The 19567-nt window shown below is 65.8% G+C and carries 24 protein-coding genes and 1 pseudogene; 14 read left to right on the top strand and 11 right to left on the bottom strand.

All coding sequences use genetic code 11. From position 1 onward, the window contains the following. Positions 1 to 184 precede the first annotated feature (184 nt). The gene (locus G154_RS08695; protein ID WP_019514803.1) at positions 185 to 1078 is read right to left on the bottom strand and encodes an aminoglycoside phosphotransferase family protein; all 894 of its coding nucleotides are present in this window, start codon (positions 1076 to 1078) and stop codon (positions 185 to 187) included. Positions 1079 to 1130: 52 nt separating this feature from the next. On the opposite strand from G154_RS08695, the gene tpx reads away from it, so the two are divergent. Beyond that, the gene (gene tpx, locus G154_RS08700; RefSeq protein WP_023985827.1) at positions 1131 to 1625 is read left to right on the top strand and encodes a thiol peroxidase; all 495 of its coding nucleotides are present in this window, start codon (positions 1131 to 1133) and stop codon (positions 1623 to 1625) included. Between the two features lie 258 nt (positions 1626 to 1883). Then, entirely contained in the window at positions 1884 to 2513 is a 630-nt protein-coding gene (ripD, locus tag G154_RS08705) for an NlpC/P60 family peptidoglycan-binding protein RipD (RefSeq protein ID WP_019514801.1), read from the top strand. Between the two features lie 101 nt (positions 2514 to 2614). Here the strand turns inward: ripD and G154_RS08710 are convergent, their stop codons facing one another. Then, on the bottom strand, positions 2615 to 3169 hold the full coding sequence (locus G154_RS08710) for a DUF4334 domain-containing protein (RefSeq protein WP_019514800.1): 555 nt from the start codon (positions 3167 to 3169) through the stop codon (positions 2615 to 2617). An 83-nt stretch (positions 3170 to 3252) separates the two neighbouring features. Between G154_RS08710 and G154_RS08715 the strand changes: the two genes are divergently transcribed. The 4 genes from G154_RS08715 to G154_RS08730 all read left to right on the top strand — a co-directional run bounded on the left by G154_RS08715 (position 3253) and on the right by G154_RS08730 (position 6612). Next, entirely contained in the window at positions 3253 to 3660 is a 408-nt protein-coding gene (locus G154_RS08715) for an NYN domain-containing protein (RefSeq protein ID WP_023985826.1), read from the top strand. A 241-nt stretch (positions 3661 to 3901) separates the two neighbouring features. Continuing rightward, entirely contained in the window at positions 3902 to 4105 is a 204-nt protein-coding gene (locus G154_RS08720) for a cold-shock protein (RefSeq protein WP_019514798.1), read from the top strand. Positions 4106 to 4273: 168 nt separating this feature from the next. Next, a complete protein-coding gene (locus G154_RS08725; RefSeq protein ID WP_019514797.1) occupies positions 4274 to 5863 on the top strand; it encodes a threonine/serine exporter ThrE family protein in 1590 nt (529 codons plus the stop codon). Between the two features lie 119 nt (positions 5864 to 5982). Then, positions 5983 to 6612 (top strand): hypothetical protein, encoded by a 630-nt coding sequence (locus G154_RS08730; RefSeq protein WP_019514796.1) that lies wholly within the window; start codon positions 5983 to 5985, stop codon positions 6610 to 6612. A gap of 3 nt (positions 6613 to 6615) precedes the next feature. Here the strand turns inward: G154_RS08730 and G154_RS08735 are convergent, their stop codons facing one another. The 5 genes from G154_RS08735 to G154_RS08755 all read right to left on the bottom strand — a co-directional run bounded on the left by G154_RS08735 (position 6616) and on the right by G154_RS08755 (position 10191). Next, on the bottom strand, positions 6616 to 6981 hold the full coding sequence (locus tag G154_RS08735; RefSeq protein WP_019514795.1) for an RNA-binding S4 domain-containing protein: 366 nt from the start codon (positions 6979 to 6981) through the stop codon (positions 6616 to 6618). A 35-nt stretch (positions 6982 to 7016) separates the two neighbouring features. Continuing rightward, positions 7017 to 7739, bottom strand: a complete 723-nt coding sequence (locus tag G154_RS08740; RefSeq protein WP_023985825.1) for a cutinase family protein — start codon at positions 7737 to 7739, stop codon at positions 7017 to 7019. 120 nt (positions 7740 to 7859) lie between these two features. Continuing rightward, positions 7860 to 8528: a cutinase family protein gene (locus G154_RS08745; RefSeq protein WP_023985824.1), complete on the bottom strand. Its 669-nt coding sequence runs from the start codon at positions 8526 to 8528 to the stop codon at positions 7860 to 7862. Positions 8529 to 8606: 78 nt separating this feature from the next. Continuing rightward, a complete protein-coding gene (locus tag G154_RS08750; RefSeq protein ID WP_019514792.1) occupies positions 8607 to 9341 on the bottom strand; it encodes a cutinase family protein in 735 nt (244 codons plus the stop codon). Positions 9342 to 9471: 130 nt separating this feature from the next. Continuing rightward, positions 9472 to 10191: a cutinase family protein gene (locus tag G154_RS08755; protein WP_019514791.1), complete on the bottom strand. Its 720-nt coding sequence runs from the start codon at positions 10189 to 10191 to the stop codon at positions 9472 to 9474. A 143-nt stretch (positions 10192 to 10334) separates the two neighbouring features. On the opposite strand from G154_RS08755, the gene G154_RS08760 reads away from it, so the two are divergent. After that, entirely contained in the window at positions 10335 to 11009 is a 675-nt protein-coding gene (locus tag G154_RS08760) for a Crp/Fnr family transcriptional regulator (protein WP_019514790.1), read from the top strand. Positions 11010 to 11018: 9 nt separating this feature from the next. Here the strand turns inward: G154_RS08760 and G154_RS08765 are convergent, their stop codons facing one another. Beyond that, on the bottom strand, positions 11019 to 11627 hold the full coding sequence (locus G154_RS08765; RefSeq protein WP_031601514.1) for an FKBP-type peptidyl-prolyl cis-trans isomerase: 609 nt from the start codon (positions 11625 to 11627) through the stop codon (positions 11019 to 11021). An 86-nt stretch (positions 11628 to 11713) separates the two neighbouring features. Here G154_RS08765 and G154_RS26355 point away from each other — a divergent pair, with 86 nt between their 5' ends. Both G154_RS26355 and G154_RS08775 read left to right on the top strand, forming a co-directional pair. Next, positions 11714 to 12121: a hypothetical protein gene (locus G154_RS26355; protein WP_131701299.1), complete on the top strand. Its 408-nt coding sequence runs from the start codon at positions 11714 to 11716 to the stop codon at positions 12119 to 12121. Positions 12122 to 12196: 75 nt separating this feature from the next. Continuing rightward, positions 12197 to 12625 carry an SRPBCC family protein gene (locus G154_RS08775; RefSeq protein WP_023985823.1) on the top strand — a complete coding sequence of 143 codons (429 nt, stop codon included), beginning with the start codon at positions 12197 to 12199 and terminating at the stop codon, positions 12623 to 12625. 14 nt (positions 12626 to 12639) lie between these two features. Here the strand turns inward: G154_RS08775 and G154_RS08780 are convergent, their stop codons facing one another. Then, positions 12640 to 13491 (bottom strand): phosphotransferase family protein, encoded by an 852-nt coding sequence (locus tag G154_RS08780; protein ID WP_019514786.1) that lies wholly within the window; start codon positions 13489 to 13491, stop codon positions 12640 to 12642. Positions 13492 to 13724: 233 nt separating this feature from the next. On the opposite strand from G154_RS08780, the gene G154_RS08785 reads away from it, so the two are divergent. From G154_RS08785 to katG, 4 genes and pseudogenes are all read left to right on the top strand, one after another. Further along, positions 13725 to 14618, top strand: a complete 894-nt coding sequence (locus G154_RS08785; protein ID WP_019514785.1) for a manganese catalase family protein — start codon at positions 13725 to 13727, stop codon at positions 14616 to 14618. Positions 14619 to 14638: 20 nt separating this feature from the next. Continuing rightward, a pseudogene (locus tag G154_RS27075) lies at positions 14639 to 14818 on the top strand (hypothetical protein); the annotation flags it as partial. Positions 14819 to 14966: 148 nt separating this feature from the next. Further along, complete coding sequence (locus G154_RS08790; protein WP_023985821.1) at positions 14967 to 15398, top strand: Fur family transcriptional regulator; 432 nt, start codon at positions 14967 to 14969, stop codon at positions 15396 to 15398. A gap of 52 nt (positions 15399 to 15450) precedes the next feature. Then, a complete protein-coding gene (gene katG, locus G154_RS08795; protein WP_019514783.1) occupies positions 15451 to 17691 on the top strand; it encodes a catalase/peroxidase HPI in 2241 nt (746 codons plus the stop codon). 44 nt (positions 17692 to 17735) lie between these two features. Here katG and G154_RS08800 read toward each other — a convergent pair whose 3' ends face one another. Then, a complete protein-coding gene (locus G154_RS08800; protein WP_081649959.1) occupies positions 17736 to 18617 on the bottom strand; it encodes a sialate O-acetylesterase in 882 nt (293 codons plus the stop codon). A 118-nt stretch (positions 18618 to 18735) separates the two neighbouring features. Between G154_RS08800 and G154_RS08805 the strand changes: the two genes are divergently transcribed. Further along, positions 18736 to 19203 carry an SRPBCC family protein gene (locus G154_RS08805; RefSeq protein ID WP_019514781.1) on the top strand — a complete coding sequence of 156 codons (468 nt, stop codon included), beginning with the start codon at positions 18736 to 18738 and terminating at the stop codon, positions 19201 to 19203. 62 nt (positions 19204 to 19265) lie between these two features. On the opposite strand, the gene G154_RS08810 is transcribed toward G154_RS08805, so the two are convergent. Further along, complete coding sequence (locus tag G154_RS08810) at positions 19266 to 19475, bottom strand: DUF3072 domain-containing protein (RefSeq protein WP_019514780.1); 210 nt, start codon at positions 19473 to 19475, stop codon at positions 19266 to 19268. Between the last annotated feature and the right edge of the window lie 92 nt (positions 19476 to 19567).

Consider the following 19567-nt stretch of genomic DNA (forward strand, 5'->3'; position numbering starts at 1 on the left):
TCGCAGTGCCGTGCGGTGACTTCGGCGATCGCGGCCAGCCGCCGGGCCGCCGCGGCCGCCTCAGCACGGGTGGCATCGGTGACCTCGGCGATGAGCGCCTCATCGCTCAGCTCCGACAGCCCCGACCGTTCGAACATATGGGCGATTCTACTTTGGCACACCGACAAGATCGGCCGGCCGAGCGTCAGTCCTGCACCGCCTTGGCGATGGCCACGCACATGGTCAGGTAGCGGCCATCGGGGACGGTGTTCTCGGTGAGCTCCCACATTGCGTCGTGCATCATCCGGATGATCACCCAGGCCCTGGCCCGGTCGGCGTCGAGTCCGGCGGCATCGACCAGCGTGTAGAACCGCCGCCGTACGCCCTCGCGGACGTAACCCTCCAACTCGTCGAATCGGTTGGACAGCATCGGTGCCAGCTCGTAGTGCGGGTCGCCGCTCATCGGTTTGGGGTCGATCACCAGCCAGGGCTCGCGGTCGGCGGCCAGCACGTTCTCGTAGTGCAGATCGCCGTGGATCAGGGTGCCGCCGCTGGCCGGGTCGCGCACCAGGTCGGCGCCGAGGCTCAACGCCTGTTCCACCAATCGGTGCGGCAACGCCGCGCTGCGTGGCAGTTCGGCCAAATCCGCGTTCCATTTCTCGATGAATCCGACCAGCGGACTCAGCTGAGGTAGGGCAGGTACATGCAGATGCCCGTACAGTCCCGCCACGATTTCGCAGGCCTCGATGTCCCACACCCTGTTGAGGTTTTGTTCCTTCAGCCGTTCCAGCAACAGAGCCCGCCGATGCGGGTCGGCGCTGAGCAGCCGCACTGTCGCGACACCGCCCCAGCGGCGCAACGCCAGATGCTCGTGCTCGGACTCGTCGTCGGGGAACGCGATCTTGAGCATTGCCGGCACTCCGTCAGCGGTTCGGACCGGCAACACCAGCGAGCAGAAGCCGTGTTGCGCGGCTCCGTCGATGGCGAGGTTCCAGTCCTGGACAGCGGCCGCGGTGCGGGTCGGCAAAACATCGATCCAGCGTTGCCATTCGGGGCCGCGGGCGGCCATCGCGCGGACCCCTTCGGGCAGGTCGATCACCCCGTCGATGCTGCCACGAAACCGGCGGGATCACTGTGACAGACTGATCGCCATGGCACAGATAACGCTCAAGGGAAACCCCATCAACACCGCCGGTGAACTGCCTGCCGTCGGCTCCGCGGCACCGGCGTTCAGCCTGACCGGCACCGATCTGGGACCGGTCAGCAATGACCAGTTCAGCGGCAAGGCAGTCGTGCTCAACATCTTCCCGTCGGTCGACACCCCGGTGTGCGCCACCAGCGTCCGCACCTTCAACGAGCGCGCCGCGGCCACCGGTGCCACGGTGCTCAATGTGTCCAAGGACCTCCCGTTCGCGCAGAAGCGTTTCTGCGGTGCCGAGGGCATCGAGAACGTCGTGACGGCCTCGGCCTTCCGGGACAGCTTCGGCGAGGACTACGGCATCACCATCACCGACGGTCCGATGGCCGGCCTGCTCGGTCGCGCGGTGGTCGTCGTGGGTGCCGACGGTAACGTCGCCTACACCGAACTGGTCCCCGAGATCGCCCAGGAGCCGGATTACGACGCAGCCCTGGCTGCGCTGCAGTAGACAGCATCGTTGACGGCGCCGGCAGGCCGAGCCTGCTGGCGCCGCTTGCTGTCCGGGCTCACCGACCGGTATCGAAAGCGTTCCGGTTGCGTCACGAAATCGGGTCCTGAATCACCATCCGGTCACGGATGCATATCTCATTGCCGTTGTGCCGCAGTTGGATTGGGCGCCAGCCGCAAAGCTCACCTAGATTGAGCACCAGTGGGCGTCAATTCGGCGCCGACGTATGTGCCGTCCGGAAATGAGTAGACACTAGCGATGAGAAGCTTCTGTGCCCTGGTGCTCGGTCTGGCGATGCTCGCAGTGAGTCCGGGCGTCGCGTCCGCCGATTCCTTCAACACGCGTCCGGCACGTAACCAACAGGCCGTGGACTACGTGATCGCGCGTGCACTGTCGCAGCGGGGTGTGCCTTTCGCCTACGGCGGCGGCGACGCCAACGGCCCCACCCTCGGCGTCGTGCGGGAGACGCCTCCCGACGCTGCCGATCCGGTGGCCAACCCCATCCCGGGTGGTGTTCCAGGGCTGAACTTCCCCGGTCTGGCTCCGCCGGCCGCGGCGACGGTCCCGGGCTTGCCGGCGACCCCGGCGGCGCCGGCACCGGCCACCAACGTCGTGGGTTTCGACGCCTCCGGCATCATCGTCTACGCCTTCGCCGGCGTCGGCGTGAAGCTTCCGCGGTCATCGGGGGAGATGTACAAGGTCGGCCAGAAGGTGCTGCCCGCGCAGGCGCTCCCGGGGGATCTGATCTTCTTCGGGCCAGAAGGTACCCAGAGTGTTGCGTTGTTCGTCGGCAACGGCCAGATGCTGGAGACCGGGGATTCCGGTGTCACCGTGTCGCCGGTGCGTACCTCGGGCATGACGCCCTATCTCGTGCGCATCATCGCCTGACCTGGCCCGCCGCCTCATCGGCGAGCAGACGCTCATGCCCCCGGAATCAACCGATTCCGGGGGCATAACCGTCTGCTCGCGAGGTGTCGGTGCACCGACAATCAGTGCACCGACAACGCATTGTTGCGGCGCAACACGAAGAAGTACGGCCGGCGTCCGCCGCGGTAGTCCATGGCGCCGATAACGGTGTCCTCGTCGATCTTTCGGAAGACGTCGTTGATCGGCAGGTTGTCGTAGATCATCGTCGCACTGTCGACGCCGCGGTAGCGGGTGGTGCGCAGCCGCGCCTTGGCCGATTTGGTGCGCAGTGCCGGGCGGAGCGCCGAGATGGGCTGCACCAGTGAGAGATTGCGAACGGCGGGGACCTTGGTCGCCAGCCCGAGGCCGCCGAATGCCAGCACCGGATTCAGCGCCCACAGCGCGGTGCCGCCGTCCTTGGGGAACAACAACGGGTGCACGTTCTCCTCGTCGATGAACTGCTTACCCCACCAGCCGCTGGCTTCCAGGAGCCCATCCATGGGATGAGCGGTCGGCAACTCGGCGCCCTGCCACGTGCCGAACATGAAGTCCGGCTCGACTGCCGGGGCGGCATCGAAGAGGGCGGTCGCTTCGCCGGTGGAGGTCGGCACGGTCGTCAGAACGTCCTGAACAAGCATGCCGTCAGCGTACTTGACAGGTGTCAAGTCATCAATCGTGCTCGTCGCGCCGCCGAGCAGGCGCTGGGCGTACCGTCACCCGGGTGCGCTATCTCGTCGATGCGATGAACGTCATCGGGGCCCGGCCCGATGGTTGGTGGCGCGATCGGCAGGCCGCGTTGGCGGCGCTCGTCCAGCGACTGGAGATCTTCGCCGAACGCGAGCGCGCCGAGGTGACCGTTGTATTGGAGCGGCCGCTTCCCATCTGTTCCTCGGTGCTCACCGTGACGAGCGCCCCGGCGGCGGCGGCCGATTCCGCCGATGACGAGATCATCCGCCTGTTGGACGCCGATGAGCATCCGCACGACATCGTCGTCATCACCTCGGACGCAACGCTGGCCCGACGAGCGCGCGGGGCTGGTGCGCAGATTCTGTCCGCGGGCAGGTTTCGTGACAATCTGGACCGTCTGGACCGTCTGGACCGCCCCGGCGCGACAGGGGCGCCAGAATAATCGTCGGAAATTAGGCGATGTCGGCGTCCACTGGGTACGCTGTGTTGGTACGTCGCAACTGTAAGGCGGCGTGTCTGTGTTCGGCCGAGCCGCGGCCGGGTGTCAGTTCCACCCCATTGCAGCCCTGTGCCGGCGATCGCACACCCCGTTTCGACCGCGACACGAATGATCATTCGCGGTCGTACCCCCATACTTGGCTGCATGACGGCAGCCAAAGTTCGAAGAAGAGAGAACAAACAGCATGACTGAAGGAACCGTCAAGTGGTTCAACGGCGAAAAGGGCTTCGGCTTCATCGCTCCTGACAACGGCGCAGCGGACGTGTTCGTCCACTACTCCGAGATCCAGTCCAGCGGATACCGCAGCCTGGAAGAGAACCAGCGCGTGAAGTTCGACATCACCCAGGGCGCCAAGGGCCCCCAGGCCGTCGCGGTCTCGGTTATCTAGACCCTTTCGTACAGAAGCCCCGCGGTACCCGATCACCGGGCCGCGGGGCTTTTGGCGTTCCGCACCGAATGATCGGAAACCCCTTGCCGTTACCGGTATCCCATCTCGTGTGCACGATGCCGGTACGGGGTTTCCACTGCGGCAGGCAACGTCAGTATGGTGTCGACAATGGCTCCCGATAACCCGGAAGACACCGCGCACAGCCGTCTTCTGCGCCGCGGTCTCCGCGGCGCACTGCGTGGGCGTCGCGATCCGGCCCCGATTGCAGGCCAGCGGCGGCGCAGCACCAACAGGGTCGGCGATGTCCACACCCGTAAGGTCCTCGACCTGACGATCCGGCTGGCCGAGGTCATGCTGTCGTCGGGCTCGGGAACCGCCGACATCGTGGCTACCGCCCAAGATGTCGCCCAGGCATATCAACTCACCGACTGCGTCGTCGACATCACCTTTTCGACCATCATCGTCTCGGCGCTGCCCACCGCCGACAGCCCGCCGTTGACCATCGTCAGGGCGGTCCGGCACCGAGCGACCGACTACACGCGGCTCGCCGAACTGGACAACCTGGTCCGGCGGATCACCGCGGGCGGTGTCACCGTCGAGCAAGCTCATGACGCGATGGACGAGCTCAGTGAACGTCCGCATCCATATCCGCGGTGGATGGCCACCGCGTGCTGGTCAGGTTTTGCTCTCGGTATCGCGATGCTGCTCGGCGGCACCTGGCAGATCTGCCTGTTGGCGGCGGCCACATCGGCGGTCATCGACCGGATCGGCCGGCTGCTGAACCGCGTGGGCACCCCGTTCTTCTTCCAGCATGCCGTCGGCGCCGCCATCGCCACCTTGGTAGCGGTGGCCGCCTACCGGTTCGCCGATCAGAACCCGACGGCGCTGGTCGCCACCGGGATCGTGATGCTCTTGTCCGGCATGACCCTGGTCGGTTCCGTTCAGGACGCACTGACCGGACACATGGTGACCGCCGTCGGCCGGTTGGGGGATGCGCTGTTCCTCACCGCAGGGATTGTGGCCGGCATCGTCGCGGGTCTGCAGATCGCCAACCTTGCCGGCATACAGATCGAATTGCACATCGACGCAACACAATCGATCATCGTGCCAAGCGGCCCCCTGAAGGTCGGGATCGCGGTGCTGGGCGCGGCCCTGGCCGGCGTGTTCCTCACTTTGGCGTCCTACGCGCCTCTGCGATCGGTGCTGACCGCCGGGGCAACCGCAGGCACCGCGCAGGCAGTGCTGATCGGACTCGGGCACGCACAGTTCGGTGTCGTCTTCGCCACCGGCATCGCCTCGGTCGGCGTCGGCCTGTTGGCGACCGTCCTTTCCATCCGTCGCCAGGCGCCGGCCTTGGTCATCGCCACAGCAGGTATCACCCCCATGCTGCCGGGGCTGGCCGTCTTCCGGTCGGTGTTCTTCTTTGCGGTGGACGAGCGCTATATCGACGGCATCGCACAGCTACTGTCTGCGGTCGCCATCGCTCTCGCCATCGGCAGCGGCGTGGTGATGGGCGAGCTGCTGGGGTCACCGTTGCGTTATCGAGCAGGCCGCGTCGGTGACTTCGTGCGGATCGAAGGACCACCGGGTCTTCGTCGCGCGGTCGGCAGGGTTGTGCGGTTACAGCCGGCCGATGGTGCCTCCTCGGGCGGCAAAGCCGTACGCGCGCGCAGTGTCGCCCTGGAGCCGGAAACCACGGACCGAGCCGACGACCCGGCCGACGAGAACAGCGATCCGGATCCACGTGAACCGCGATGAGGGCGGGCGGCACCTTTGCGCATCGTGTGACGCCTGAGCCTGGAGACGCTAGCCTTCTCGCAGGCATGCCCGACGACATCACGACGCGGACGAGGCATGACCGGAGAGGACGAACAGCGGTGATCACCGAACGAGGGCTGTCGGCCCTGCGACTCGCGGTCGCGGGTGCACTGGCCGGAATGGCCCTGACGACGGCGGGCCTTGCCGGCGCCGAACCCCCGCCGGTCCCGCCCGGCCAGCCGGTGCCGCCGGGACAGCCCGTGGTTCTCGGTCCCGGCGAGATGCCGGTGGCCGCACCAGCTCCGCCGCCGGCCGGCGCACCGCCGGTACCCGAGATCAGCAATCCGGTCTACGGCCAAGGGCAGACGCCCGGGGCCGGTGGTTACATCAGAGATCTCTGGCGAGCCTTCCAGACCGGTAACCCGATGGAGGCGCTCGTGGCCGATCCGGGCGCCGCACCCGGCGGCGCTCCACCCGGGGCCGGCCCGGCACCGAAGCTGCCGCCGGGCTACACGTCGCTGACCGATCCCGCGTCCTCGACCCCGGCTCTCGAGCGCGCGCCCGGAGTGGGCGGTCCGCCGTTGCCACCGGGGTTCGTGTCGCTTTCCGACCCCGCCCCGCCCGCGGATGTGCTGCCCATCGGTGCCCCAGGCGCTGCGCCCGCCGAAGTGCCGCATCCGGCGGCACCGCCGCCGCCCCCAGCGCCGGTGGGGCCGCCGCCACCACCGATGATCATCGCCAACCAGTAGCGCTCACCGCAGGCCCGAGCGCCATTTCTCCAGCTCCCGCCGCTCGCGCTTGGTGGGCCTGCCCGCACCGCGGTCCCGTACCGCAACGGCGGGTTCGACGATCGCCGGGGCCGGCGGGGTACGGTCCAGATAGCAGGTGGCGGCGTCCGGGGCGCCCACCCGTTTCTGTATCACCCGGACCACCTCGACGACGCGTTGACGATCACCCAGCCGAGCCTGCACCCGATCTCCGGGCACCACCGGCGTCGACGGCTTGGCGACGCGATCGTTCACCCGCACGTGCCCGCCCCGGCAGGCAGCCGCGGCGTCGGGCCGGGTCTTGGTCAGCCGGACCGCCCACAGCCACCGGTCGATCCTCGTGGATTCCACCGCTCGATGATCGCATCATCGGGCTGAGCGAACGGTCACGCTGCAGGCATGACCCGCGCGGCAACGTAGGAAGCTGCCTCGTTGGTCATTCCGTTGATGCCGTACACGGCATGCGCCATGGACGGCATGGCGCTGGGGGTGCCGTCGCAGATCGTGTCACCCGGGGCGCACAGCTCGATGGTCTTCGGTGCGTACCGCGGACCGATGGTTCCGATGGGCGCACCGAACTGGTTGAGGAATGCCTGCGACGGATTGCCCAACAGCACAACCGCAGCTACATGGTCGGATACCTCATCGGGTAGCGGACTCGGGAGGTAGGAGAGGTACTCGCTCGGAACTCCTTGCGGTACCGCATCGGCGGTGACGTATCCCGCGACCACCGCACCCTGTGAGAAGCCACCGAGCACAGTTTTGGTGTCGGGGCAGGAGGCTGCGGTCGCCTGGATGTGTGACCCAGCGTCGCGCACGCCATCGACGACGTTCTGCGCAAACGGAATTCGATCCGTGAAGTTGCTGCTTGCCGGGTAGTTGACCGGATAGACAGCGACCGACTTCCCCGGCGTCTGGGCGCGCAGGGCGTCGACGAACGCCTGACCTGTCCCACCGACACCCGGTGCTTCGGACGTCCCCCGGGCGAAGACGACCTCGACATCGGGACAGGCCGGTTCCGCGGCCGCCACGGGTGCCGCTCCGACCGCCAGTCCGGCTGTCAGCAAAACTCCAGCGCCGAGAAATCGGGCGGATTGACCAAGGCTCATCGGGCGCTCCTTCGGTGATTCGCCGTGCCCGCCTGCTGGCAGATGGCGACTTGCCCCTCTGTACCCCTGCCATTTGCTACCGAAACAGCGCCCGCACGCTGACAGGCGAACCGAATCGGCTCAGGCCAGCCGACCCGCGGCAGCAGCAGCGGCAGCAGCGACCAGTCCGTTGACCGGATAGGTGACGTGCACCAGAGATCCGAGCAGCGATGCGGGCGAGGATCCGTCACAGATGTTGTCTCCGGGCGCACACAGATCCAGCGACCGCCCGGCGTACTGCGATCCGATGTTCGCCGCTGGGGCGCCATACCGGGACAGCAGCCCTGCCGATGGTTTGCCGAACAGCACCACGCCGGCGATGCGATCGGTCACCGCTGCCGGGATGTCGGAGCTGCTGACATAGGCCGCCACCGCCGCGCCCTGTGAGTAGCCGCCGAGGATGAACCGGGTGTTCGGGCAGTTCGCTGCCGTCGCCCGGATCCTGGCACCGGCGTCGGCGACACCGTCGAACATCGTGGACGGGAAGACCGCGCGGTTGTCGAAATCACCGGTGGCCGGGTAATTGACGGCATACGAGTCGATTGTCTTGCCGGGGGACTGGGCGCGCAGCGCGTCGACGAAAGCCTGCCCGGTGCTCCCGAGACCAGGTGGCTCATCGCTGCCGCGGGCGAACACGACTTCGGCATCGGGACAGGCTGCCGCCCCCGCGTGCGGTGCTCCGCCGGTTGCCAGCGCCGACGCCGCGAGCGCGCAAACTGTCCACACCCGGAGCTCTCGGCCAATCCCCATGCGCGGCATGCTACCCGCGATGCTCCTAGCGGACACCCTGGCGAGCAAACGAGAATCGGGACGCAGCACCCTGCGGCGTCAGTCCGACGACGGTGTTCTCGCCAGCGCAGCGGCGACGAAATCCGCTGCCTGAACGGCCATCCCATTGTCCTTGTATGCGCTGTGTGCGGCGCGGTCGAGGCCGCCTGGCGCGCACACCGGATCACCGGGTGCACACAGTTGAATGGTCTTGGCTGTGTAGAGCGGACCCACCGTGATCGGTGGAGCAGTGCGGTCGACCAGATTGAGAAACCAGTTGTCGGGTGTGCCGAACAATGCCACGGCGGCCACATGCGGTGCCACGGACGGAGGCATCGGTCCGGCCAAGCCGGGAGGGAGGGCAAGACCGGCCGGCACCGCATCGAAGGTGGTGTAACCGGCGACCGCGGCACCCTGTGAGTAGCCGCCGAGCACGATCTTGGTTGCCGGACAACTGTTGGCTATGTGTTGAATGCGGTTACTGGCATCGGCGATGCCATTGGCCGCAGCCTGGAAATCCAGCGATGCCGGGTAGTCGACCGGGTAGACATCAACCGATGCACCGCCGAGGAGCGGGGTGAGGGCGTTGACGAAGGATTGTCCGGTCGCCCCGATGCCGGGTGCCTCGAAAGTGCCGCGCGCGAAGACGATTTCGACATCCGAACAGGCCGGCGGGGCGGCAACTGCCCGTGCCGACACCAGTGGACTGATCGCCACCGCCCACAACAACACGACGGTGCCGGCCAGATGGTGAACACGGAGTGATCGAACACGTTCGAACAGTGCGGAAGTCATGGCGGTCCTTCGGGAGCGAGGGTCGTGGTGGATTCAAGGATTCCGCATCACCGCCCGTCGCACATTGCTGCGGGCGCGCATAACCGATACCTGCTAGCACCACCTCGCCGGGAAAGCGGCCATGAACGGGTCAGATGCGTGCTGCGGCGTACGTTGCGGCTTCGGTCACCATGCCGTTGACGATGTAGGTCTGGTGGGCCACCGGATCGAGGCCGTCGGAACAGACCGCATCGTTGATCGCGCACAGGTCAAGGGTTTTCGACACGAAGTTGGTGCCGATCGGTACGTTGGGTTGGCCGATGAGGAAGAGCATCCGGTCGTTGGGCTTGCCGAAAAGCAGCACCGCGTCGACGCGCTCGGCGATATCGGCGCTGAGTTCCGTGGTGGTTCCGTGTGCGAACGAATTGGGTGGGATGGCCGGTGGGTCGGCGGTGACCAATTGCGCGACGGCCGCGCCCTGCGAGTAACCACCGAGCACAATGCTGGTGTCCGGGCAGTCGGCAGCGACCGTCCGGATGTGGTCTGCCGCGTCGTTGACGCCCAGGACAACGGTGGGCCAGTTGTTGCTGGCCGGATAGTTCACCGCGTAGCTGTCCACCGTCTTCCCGGTCACCTGTGCCCGCAGCGCATCGACGAAGGCAGTGCCGACACTGCCTGCACCGGGCGCTTCGTCGGTGCCGCGGGCAAAGACCACCTCGACATCGGCGCAGGCCGGTGCCGCCGCCGCGTGCGGTGCCGCACCGGGAGCCAGCGCAACGGCGGCCAGTACGCCGAGGGTCGATGCGGTGACCGGAATCAAGCGGCGCCCGATTGCGCTGGCGCGGGTGCACTGGAACATGAATATGATCATGCCATCACCTCGCGGGTCGACCAGACGTTCCGGGCCGCGCCGCACCTGACCGCTCGGAGCTACGAATTGACCCGGACCTGCAGTAATTCTCATCTGGCCGCACGCAAAGGCGTTCCCGGCGCATCGGCAGCGGGTGCACGCCGATGAACGCGGTTCTGGCCCGCACCGCGATCTTCGCCGATGTCGATGCCGAGGCGATGGAAACCCTGAGCGAAGAGCTGGAGTGGATGAGCTTTCCGCGCAACCACACCATCTTCGTCGAGGGTGAGCCCGGAGACCGGTTGTATGTGCTCGTCGAGGGCAAAGTGAAGGTCGGCAGGCGTACCGCCGACGGCCGGGAGAGTCTGATCGCGGTGATGGGTCCCGGAGACACGTTCGGCGAGTTGGCACTGTTCGACCCTGGGCCGCGGACCGCCACCGTGGCCACCTTGACCGAGGTGCGGGTGGCTGCGGTGCCGCGGCAGGCGCTCGGCGCCTGGATCGCGGAACGTCCGCAGATCGCCGAGCAGCTGCTGCGGGTGCTCGCCCGCCGGCTGCGGCGCACGAACGACGATCTGTGCGACATGATCTTCACCGACGTGCCGGGCCGGGTGGCCAAACAACTGCTTGATCTGACGAAGCGGTTCGGTCGCCCCGACGGGGACGGACTACGCGTCGATCACGAACTCACCCAACTGGAGCTGGCGCAGCTGGTCGGGTCGTCGCGCGAGACCATCAACAAGGCGCTGTCGGAATTTGCCAACCGTGGGTGGATCCGCCAGCAGGGCAAGACGATCTATGTCATGGAGCCTGCCAAGCTGGCTCGACGCGCCCGCTGACCGCCCGGGTCAGCTCATCGCGTCCAGGATCTTGATCGCGAACACCAGGGTGTCGCCCTTCTGAATGCCGGCTGCCGGTTGGCCCTCGGGGTAGCCATCCTCCGGAGTCATCGCCACCGCGACCGTCGATCCGACCTTCTGGCCGGCGATGGCCTTCTGGAATCCGGTGACGACGCCGTCGAGCGGGAAGTCCACCGGAGCGCCCGTCTTGTAGCTGCTGTCGAAGACCGATCCGTCGCGGCCGTTGACACCCATGTAGCAAACCAGCACCGTGGCGTTCTCAGCGACAACCGGACCGTCGCCGGGCTTGAGCGTCTGTACCTGCGTTTCGGTCACGCTGAACGGTCCGTCGACGGTCACCGACGGCGCTGCAGTATCGGTCGACCCGATGACCGCCACGTTGCCTGTGGTGCCCGACAGGGTCCACTCGGGGGTACCGCCGGCAGGCGCCGGCGTGGTCGGGCAGCCCTCGGATGTTGCTGTGGGCTGGACTGCGGGAGCGCTCGGCGGGCTGAACACATCCGAGGCCGTCGACGAATTCGCCGCCGGCGCGTCGGTATCGGAACCGCAGGCGGCCAGGGTCATGGCAGCGGCAGCGGCAGCGGCGCAGGCCGCCATGGTGACAACGGAGGGCAGACGGGTGAAGTTCACCCCGGTCACGCTACCTGCGGCAGTTCGGACCGTGACGCGTAGGTGTCCGCGCAATGGGTCGAACCATCGCGTCGAAAACGGGCGCCGGCACGCCAATGATGCTCGTGGGGAACGTTAATCGGTTGCATCCGGTGCCGAGTGCGGCCAATCTGTACGTGGGGATACACAGTCGAGGGGGGAGTCTCATGACGGGTTTTCGCGCGGGCGACACGGTGGCGGCGTGCCGCCGACTGGAGGGTATCGACGTGCCTGTCGTACCGGAGGGGACGATAGGCACGGTGGCATCCACCACGGTGTTCGGCAATCCGAAGCGGGTTCATTTCACCGTTTCGGACACCTGGGGCACCAAGCGCTTCCGGGTACGAGTGCGCCGTGGCGACGTAGAACCGGTGGACGTAGAACCGGTGGATGTAGAACAGGTGGATGTCGACGAAAACGAGCACGCACAGCGGGACGTGTGACTCAGGTCACGGTGGTGGCGCACCGGGAGATCGGGTAACCCGGGGGTTCTACAGCCCCAACCATGCGGAGTCGAAATGGCGAAAGTAGATGTGTCGGTCTCGTCGGATCTGACACCACAGCAGGCCTGGAAACTAGCGTCTGACCTGCAGCGCTTCGACGAATGGCTGACCATTTTCGGTGGCTGGCGCAGTCCTCCACCCGCGGTGATCGACGTCGGAACACAGGTCTCGTCGCTGATCAAGGTGAAGGGATTTCGCAACACGATCCACTGGCAGGTCACCGACTACGACGAGCCGCGGCTGATCGGTATGCGCGGGTCCGGTCGCGGCGGGGTGCACATCACCCTCACCATGGAGGTCTCCGATAACGACCCCGGATCCATTCTTCACCTGCAGGCCGAGCTATCCGGCGGCCTGCTCAGTGGGCCCATCGGGACGCTGGTCGCCAAGATGTTGACGTCCGATGTGCGCAAGTCGGTCCAGAATCTGGGTGCGTTGCGCTAGCTGGAGCGACCGGTTCAGAACGCGGACAGCGAGTCGTCGATCATGCGGTGCCCTTGCCGCTCGAAATCGCTGTCCCCGACCTGGTAGGCCCAAACGGCAGTCCCGATCGCTTGCTGCAACGCCAGTATGGGCCAGCGGTCGGGCTCACGGGGGTCGGCCCCGTAACCGGTGATGAAGGCGGACTCCAGGGCGGAATCGGCGCGCCACTGTTGGGCGGCCAGTCGGCAGAAGTCGGTGGCGGCCGGTCGCCAGGCGAATCGACCGAAGTCGATGACGCGGACGGTGCCGGAGTCGACCAACCAGTTTCTGGGTTGCCAATCACCGTGCGTGGGCACCACCGTCACCGGTCGGCAGCGGTGATCTCGCAGGATTTGCCGTAGGGCCGATTCGGTGCGGGGCGCTATGCGGTGCGGTTTGTCCAGCCAGGCAAGCGATTTGGCGACCTCGGCGGTCTCCCAGTCCGGGTCGGCGCGGTGTCCCACATCGTGGAGGGTGCGCAGGAGCTGTCCTGCGGCATGGTGCGTCGCGGCAGCGAACTCGGCTGCCGATCCCTGCGCGAGCTCGCCCGGTAGGTGATCGATGACAAGCAATTTCGCGTTGTCGTCCTGGTAGCGCAGCCGTGGAGCATGGCCGGTTCGGCTCAGGGCATCGGCGACGGTTCGGTAGGCCGCGATCTCCCGGACGATGTGATGGTCGGTGGGTCCGGCGGCCTTGATCACCAACCGGGCATGAGAGGCTTGGACGTCGAGTACAACGGTGCTGTGCTGGTCCCAACTCATATCGGCGATCACGCGCGGTTCGGACAACCAGCTTTCGACCTGTTCGGCCTGTCGGGTACTGAGCCTACCGGCGTGCCAAGACTCCACGTGGACCAGAGTATTCGTCGGCATGCCTTATTCGCAAAGCGGTCAAGTAGCTGGCGGACAACGGCTTTGGATGCATGTGCATGATGCTGTCGCGTCGGTGTTTAGGCCTCCCGGCCTCGGGTACACCCGGCTACCGCGATCTACAGCCCAGTTGGATCTGTGGCCATACAGCCAGTGATGTCCGCGACCGAGTGCCCGGTCGCGGATCACGGTCAACCGTGCCGGGAGGCGATATGTTCACTCACAACAAAGATCTGCAGTTCGAAGTCAGGGTCAGCGAGCCCGATCCGCGATTCGCGTCGTTGCTGATGGAGCAGTTCGGCGGCGCCAACGGTGAACTCACCGCAGCATTGCAGTACTTCACCCAGGCGTTCGTCCTGCGCGAGAAGAACCCGAAGATGTACGACCTGTTCATGGATATCGCGACCGAGGAACTCAGTCACCTCGAGATAGTCGGTACCACGATCACCATGTTGCTCGACGGCCTCAACGACAATCTGAAGGTCGCCCACGAGCGCTGCGATTGGATGCCGGCAGTGGCCAGCAAGACCGGCAAGGAGCAGGCCATCCACCAGGTCGCCGTGAATCCGATGTTCCTCGTCCTCAGCGGTGGCGGTCCCGGTGTGAAGGACTCCGCGGGTAACAACTGGACCGGGGCGTTCGTCGACGCCAACGGTGATCCCACGGTGGACCTACGCAACAACCTCGCCGCCGAGTCCAGGGCCAAGGTCGTCTACGAGTACCTCAAGCAGTTCACCGATGATCCCGGCGTCCAAGACACCTTGACGTTCTTGATGACTCGGGAGATCGCGCACTACCAGCAGTTCACCGCTGCGCTCAACGAGCTGCCGGTGAACTTCCCGCCCGGACAATTGCCGGGCGATCCACGGTTCCAGAACGTCGCCTTCAACATGAGCAACGGTGACGGATCCGTGCGCGGACCGTGGAACGAAGGTCAGGGCCCGTGGCCCGAGGGAATCGAGTGGGATTACGTCGAGGACCCCGAGCGGCAGTGGCTGGGGACATCGTTGCGCGCCAATACCGGGGCCGAGCGCAATCCCGATGGTCAACCCGCGGTCGAGGGTGACAAGCCGTTCACCCACGAGCAACACGCGGCGACGAGCTGAGCGACCGGATCGACGAGGGGCCTCATCCCGGCACGCCGCCGAGCGCCGGCATCCTCAAAACGGTAGGCATGGTGACCGCCACCCTCGACCATGTTCGCGATGCGGCTACCGGGCGCTCCGCGGACAATCCGCCCGATCCGCAGGGGCACTTACCAACACACCGACGAAAACCGTTATCGGACAGCGGTTTACTAGAATGACTCCGGGCGGCGTTCATCATATCGACGATCGCCGCCCGGATCTGTGTGTTCGCTCAGTGTCTTGACTAAAAGCATGTCTCTTCCAGAACCACAACGTTTTTCGCCGATTTCTTGATTGCGTCCACATAAGGGGTCACACTGAAACGTGATGGCTGACGCTGGAGAATGCGCGACAATTCTGCGAGCGGCCGGACTTCGCGTCACGCGGCCCCGGCTGGTGGTCATGGACGCTGTCCAGGAGAATCCGCACGCGGATACGGATACGATTTTCGTTGCTGCCCGTCGGGTTCTTTCCGATGTCTCCCGGCAGACCGTCTATGACGCCCTCGGTGCGCTGACCACCGTGGGGATGGTGCGCCGAATCCAACCTGCGGGCGCCACCGCCCGTTATGAGTCGCGGGTCGGCGACAACCATCATCATCTGGTCTGCCGGTCCTGCGGGACCATCGCCGACGTCGACTGTGCGGTCGGCGAGGCGGCATGCCTCTCGGCCTCCGATGATCTCGGGTTCGAGATCGACGAGGCCGAAGTCATCTACTGGGGTCTGTGCCCCGAGTGTGTACGAAAGCGATCTTCCTGATCGACGCGACGACGTTGTGCAGCCCGCACGAAACCCGACGAAAGGCGAGTCCATGTCCGACACCTCTGATGCCCGGCCTCCGCATTCCGATACCAAGACTCACAGCGGCAGTGAGTCCGAGAATCCCGTCATCGACTCGCCGAAGCCGAAATCGCATGCGCCGCTGACCAACCAGGATTGGTGGCCGGGACAGGTCGATGTCTCGGTACTGCACAAGCAGAACCCCAAAGGCAATGCTCTCGGCGCCGATTTCTCCTACAGCGAGGCCTTCGCCAAGCTCGACCTCGAGGCGTTGCGGGCCGACATGTTGGCGTTGATGACCTCATCCCAGGACTGGTGGCCCGCTGACTATGGGAGCTACGCGGGGCTGTTCATCAGGATGAGCTGGCACGCGGCGGGCACCTACCGCATCTACGACGGCCGCGGCGGCGGTGGTCAGGGCGCCCAGCGCTTCGCGCCGCTGAACAGCTGGCCCGACAATGCCAACCTGGACAAGGCGCGGCGGCTGCTGTGGCCGATCAAGCAGAAGTACGGCAACGCGCTGTCCTGGGCCGATCTGATCGTCTACGCAGGCAACGTCGCGCTTGAATCGGCGGGTTTCGAGACGTTCGGCTTCGGGTTCGGCCGTGAGGACATCTGGGAGCCTGAGGAGGTGCTCTACGGTCAGGAGGACACCTGGCTGGGCACCGACAAACGTTACGACGGCAGCAGCGACGGCGATCGCAACCTGGCCGCGCCGTTCGGTGCCACCACGATGGGCCTCATCTACGTCAATCCCGAAGGTCCGGAGGGGAAGCCCGATCCGCTGGCCGCGGCCCACGACATCCGGGAGACATTCGGTCGAATGGCCATGAACGACGAGGAGACCGCGGCGCTGATCGTCGGCGGTCACACGCTCGGCAAAACGCACGGTGCCGCCGACGTCAACGTCGGCCCCGAGCCCGAGGGTGCGCCCATCGAGCAGCAGGGGCTCGGCTGGAAGTGTCCTTTCGGTTCCGGCAACGCCAACGACACGGTGACCAGCGGGCTCGAGGTGGTCTGGACGGCGACCCCCACCCGATGGAGCAACGGTTATCTGGAGATCCTGTATGGCAACGAATGGCAGCTGACCAAGAGCCCCGCGGGCGCCTGGCAGTTCGAGGCCAAGGACGCCGAGGCCACCATTCCCGACCCGTTCGGCGGGCCGCCCCGCAAACCCACGATGCTGGTCACCGATGTGTCCATGCGGGTCGACCCCATCTACGGCCAGATCACCCGGCGTTGGCTGGATCACCCAGAGGAGATGAACGCAGCTTTCGCCAAGGCGTGGTACAAACTGCTGCACCGCGATATGGGCCCCGTGAGCCGCTATCTCGGTCCGTGGATTCCCGAGCCGCAGCTGTGGCAGGACCCGGTGCCCGCAGCCGACCATCCGTTGGTCGACGAGTCCGATATCGCGAACTTGAAGGGCAAGGTGCTCGAATCCGGGCTGTCGGTGCCTCAACTGGTGAAGACCGCGTGGGGTGCCGCCTCGAGTTTCCGCGGTACCGATAAGCGCGGTGGTGCCAACGGTGCACGTATTCGGCTTGAGCCGCAACGCAACTGGGAAGCAAACGAGCCCTCCGAGCTGGACAAGGTATTGCCGGTGCTGGAGAAGATTCAGCAGGACTTCAACGGCTCGGCAGAGGGCGGCAAGAAGATCTCGCTGGCCGATCTCATCGTGCTGGCCGGATCGGCGGCCATCGAGAAGGCGGCAAAGGACGGCGGATTCGACGTCACGGTGCATTTCGCGCCCGGTCGCACCGATGCCACCCAGGAGAACACCGATGTGGAGTCCTTTGCGGTGCTGGAACCTCAAGCCGACGGCTTCCGCAATTTCGTCCGGCCCGGTGAGAAGGCGGCGCTGGAGCAGTTGCTGGTGGACAAGGCGTATTTCCTGGACCTGACCGCTCCGGAGATGACCGCGCTGATCGGTGGACTGCGGACCATCGGTGCGAATCACGGCGGGACCAAGCACGGTGTGTTCACCAGCCGGCCGGGTGCACTGACGACGGACTTCTTCGTCAACCTGCTCGACATGGGAACCGAGTGGAAGGGTTCGGAGTCGGCCGAGAATGTCTACACCGGATACGACCGCGCCACCGGCGAGGTGAAGTGGACGGCGACCGCCAATGATCTGGTCTTCGGCTCCAACTCCGTGCTGCGGGCGATCGCCGAGGTGTACGCCCAGCAGGACAACCAGACGAAGTTCGTCGAGGACTTCGTGACGGCGTGGGTCAAGGTCATGAACAACGACCGGTTCGATCTGGACTGACTCGCCGTAGGTTTCCTACCCTCAGGTGCCGAGGCCGCCGTGACTCAGCGGCGGTACTCGGCCAGATCGTCGGCCGCGATGCGCTGATAGGCCAGCCACATGTCGTGGCCCATTGCGCGGATTCCCGCGGCGTTGTAGTGCCGGTCGACATCGCTGTTGAACATTCCGCGATTGCCCGGCACAAAGGCCGCGCGGTGTCGGCGATTGGGCGTGTCACGGTGCACGGCGTCGATGGGCGGATAGTCCTTGCCGCTGCGTTCCATTTCCTCGGGGACCATGCCGCCGAGAATGATGGGGGTGTCCTTGCCGTACCGGGCGCGGAGATCGTCGAACAGCGCGTCCAGATGTCGCTGGTACTCCGGCGCAGACATGAGGGGCACATCGGATTCACCCTGGTGCCAGAGCACGGCCGCGACCGTGCTGCCGGGCCGGTGAGCCAGCGCGGAGTCGATGGAACGCACCGCTTCGCGGTACAGATTGCGGCGGGTGGTGGTGTCTGCGATGTCCCAGGTGTAGCCGTTCTTCGGGTGAAATGACGTGTCTCCGCGGGCACACGGCACCAGCAGGACGGCCCTGTTGGTCGCGTCCGCGAGAGCCTTGCCGAAGGTGACTCCGAAACCGACTCGCCGAGCCGGAGTTTCGTGGAACAGCGGGTCGGCGCCGAGCACGACGGTGTTCTTCGACGGGCCGCTGTTGGCCCATTGGTGCACGCGGGGGTGAGGCCGGTCGGCGCCGTCGGGGTCCAGCGGTAGACCCATTCCGTAGGCGTTCGACTGGCCGAGGATCGCGACGATCAGATAGGGCTCGTCGGGTGGAGTGACGGGCACCCCTTTCGGCGCGATCTGGCGTTTGACGGCGCATTTGAGTTCGAACGCCATCCGCTTCCACAGCGGTGCATCACCGTCGGGGTTTCTGGGTGTGCGCATGGCCAGCACAGTACAACTCGCCCGTGCCGAACACGCGCAACGGCGGTGATCGTTCGGCATCTGCACCGACGAAGCCATCCGTAGTTTCCGATCGTGCGAGTTTGGGCAGTGTGAACCTATGACCGACAACGAGAAAGTCACTGTGGAACGAACCATCGCCGCACCGGTGGCGGCGGTCTTCGATGTGCTGTCAAATCCGCACCGTCACCCCGCTCTCGACGGCTCCGGATTCGTGCGCAGCGTGGATCACGCCGACCGGATTCAGAAGGTGGGCGAGGTGTTCACGATGAACATGCAGGGTGATCACATGGGCGGGGAATACCAGACCGACAACCACGTCACCGGTTATGCCAAGGACAAGCTGCTCGCCTGGCAGACCGCACCGGCCGGTACCGAGCCTCCCGGCTGGGAATGGTTGTGGGAACTGGAATCTCAGGGGCCGAACGACACGTTGGTGCGCCACACCTATGACTGGTCGAAGGTGACGGACAAGAAGCTACTGGAGAAGGTGAAGTTCCCGCTGGTCACGCAGGGGCAGCTCGATGACACATTGTCCCGGCTGGCCACCGAGGTCGCGTCGTCCTGAGACGCCAAGACGAATGTGCTCCACCACCATTCGGTGGTGGAGCACATTCGTCCTGGTCGCTGTCATCCACGCCCGGTCTTGGCCTGCAACTCTTCTATGAGGTCCGATGCCTGGGCTTTGGTGACGTCGTCGGGAACCTCGGCTCCCGCCTCCTGGGCCAGGGTGTGCAGATAGCTGCGCTGTGGGCCGGTCATCGGCTCGTCCCCGGTGACCCATTCCGAGGTGTCCTTTTCGGCGTTTTCCTGTGGTGCTGATGTGGTGTGCTCGCTCATGCACCCCGAATGCCCATCGCACATACATGCTACTCCTCAGGTTTTCGTGGGGAGCTTGATGTGGAGCCCGCCGAGGCACAGGTAGATCATCG

The organism is Mycobacterium sp. VKM Ac-1816D, from assembly GCF_000416385.1.
In the GTDB taxonomy this organism is placed as follows: Bacteria; Actinomycetota; Actinomycetes; order Mycobacteriales; family Mycobacteriaceae; genus Mycobacterium; species Mycobacterium neoaurum_A.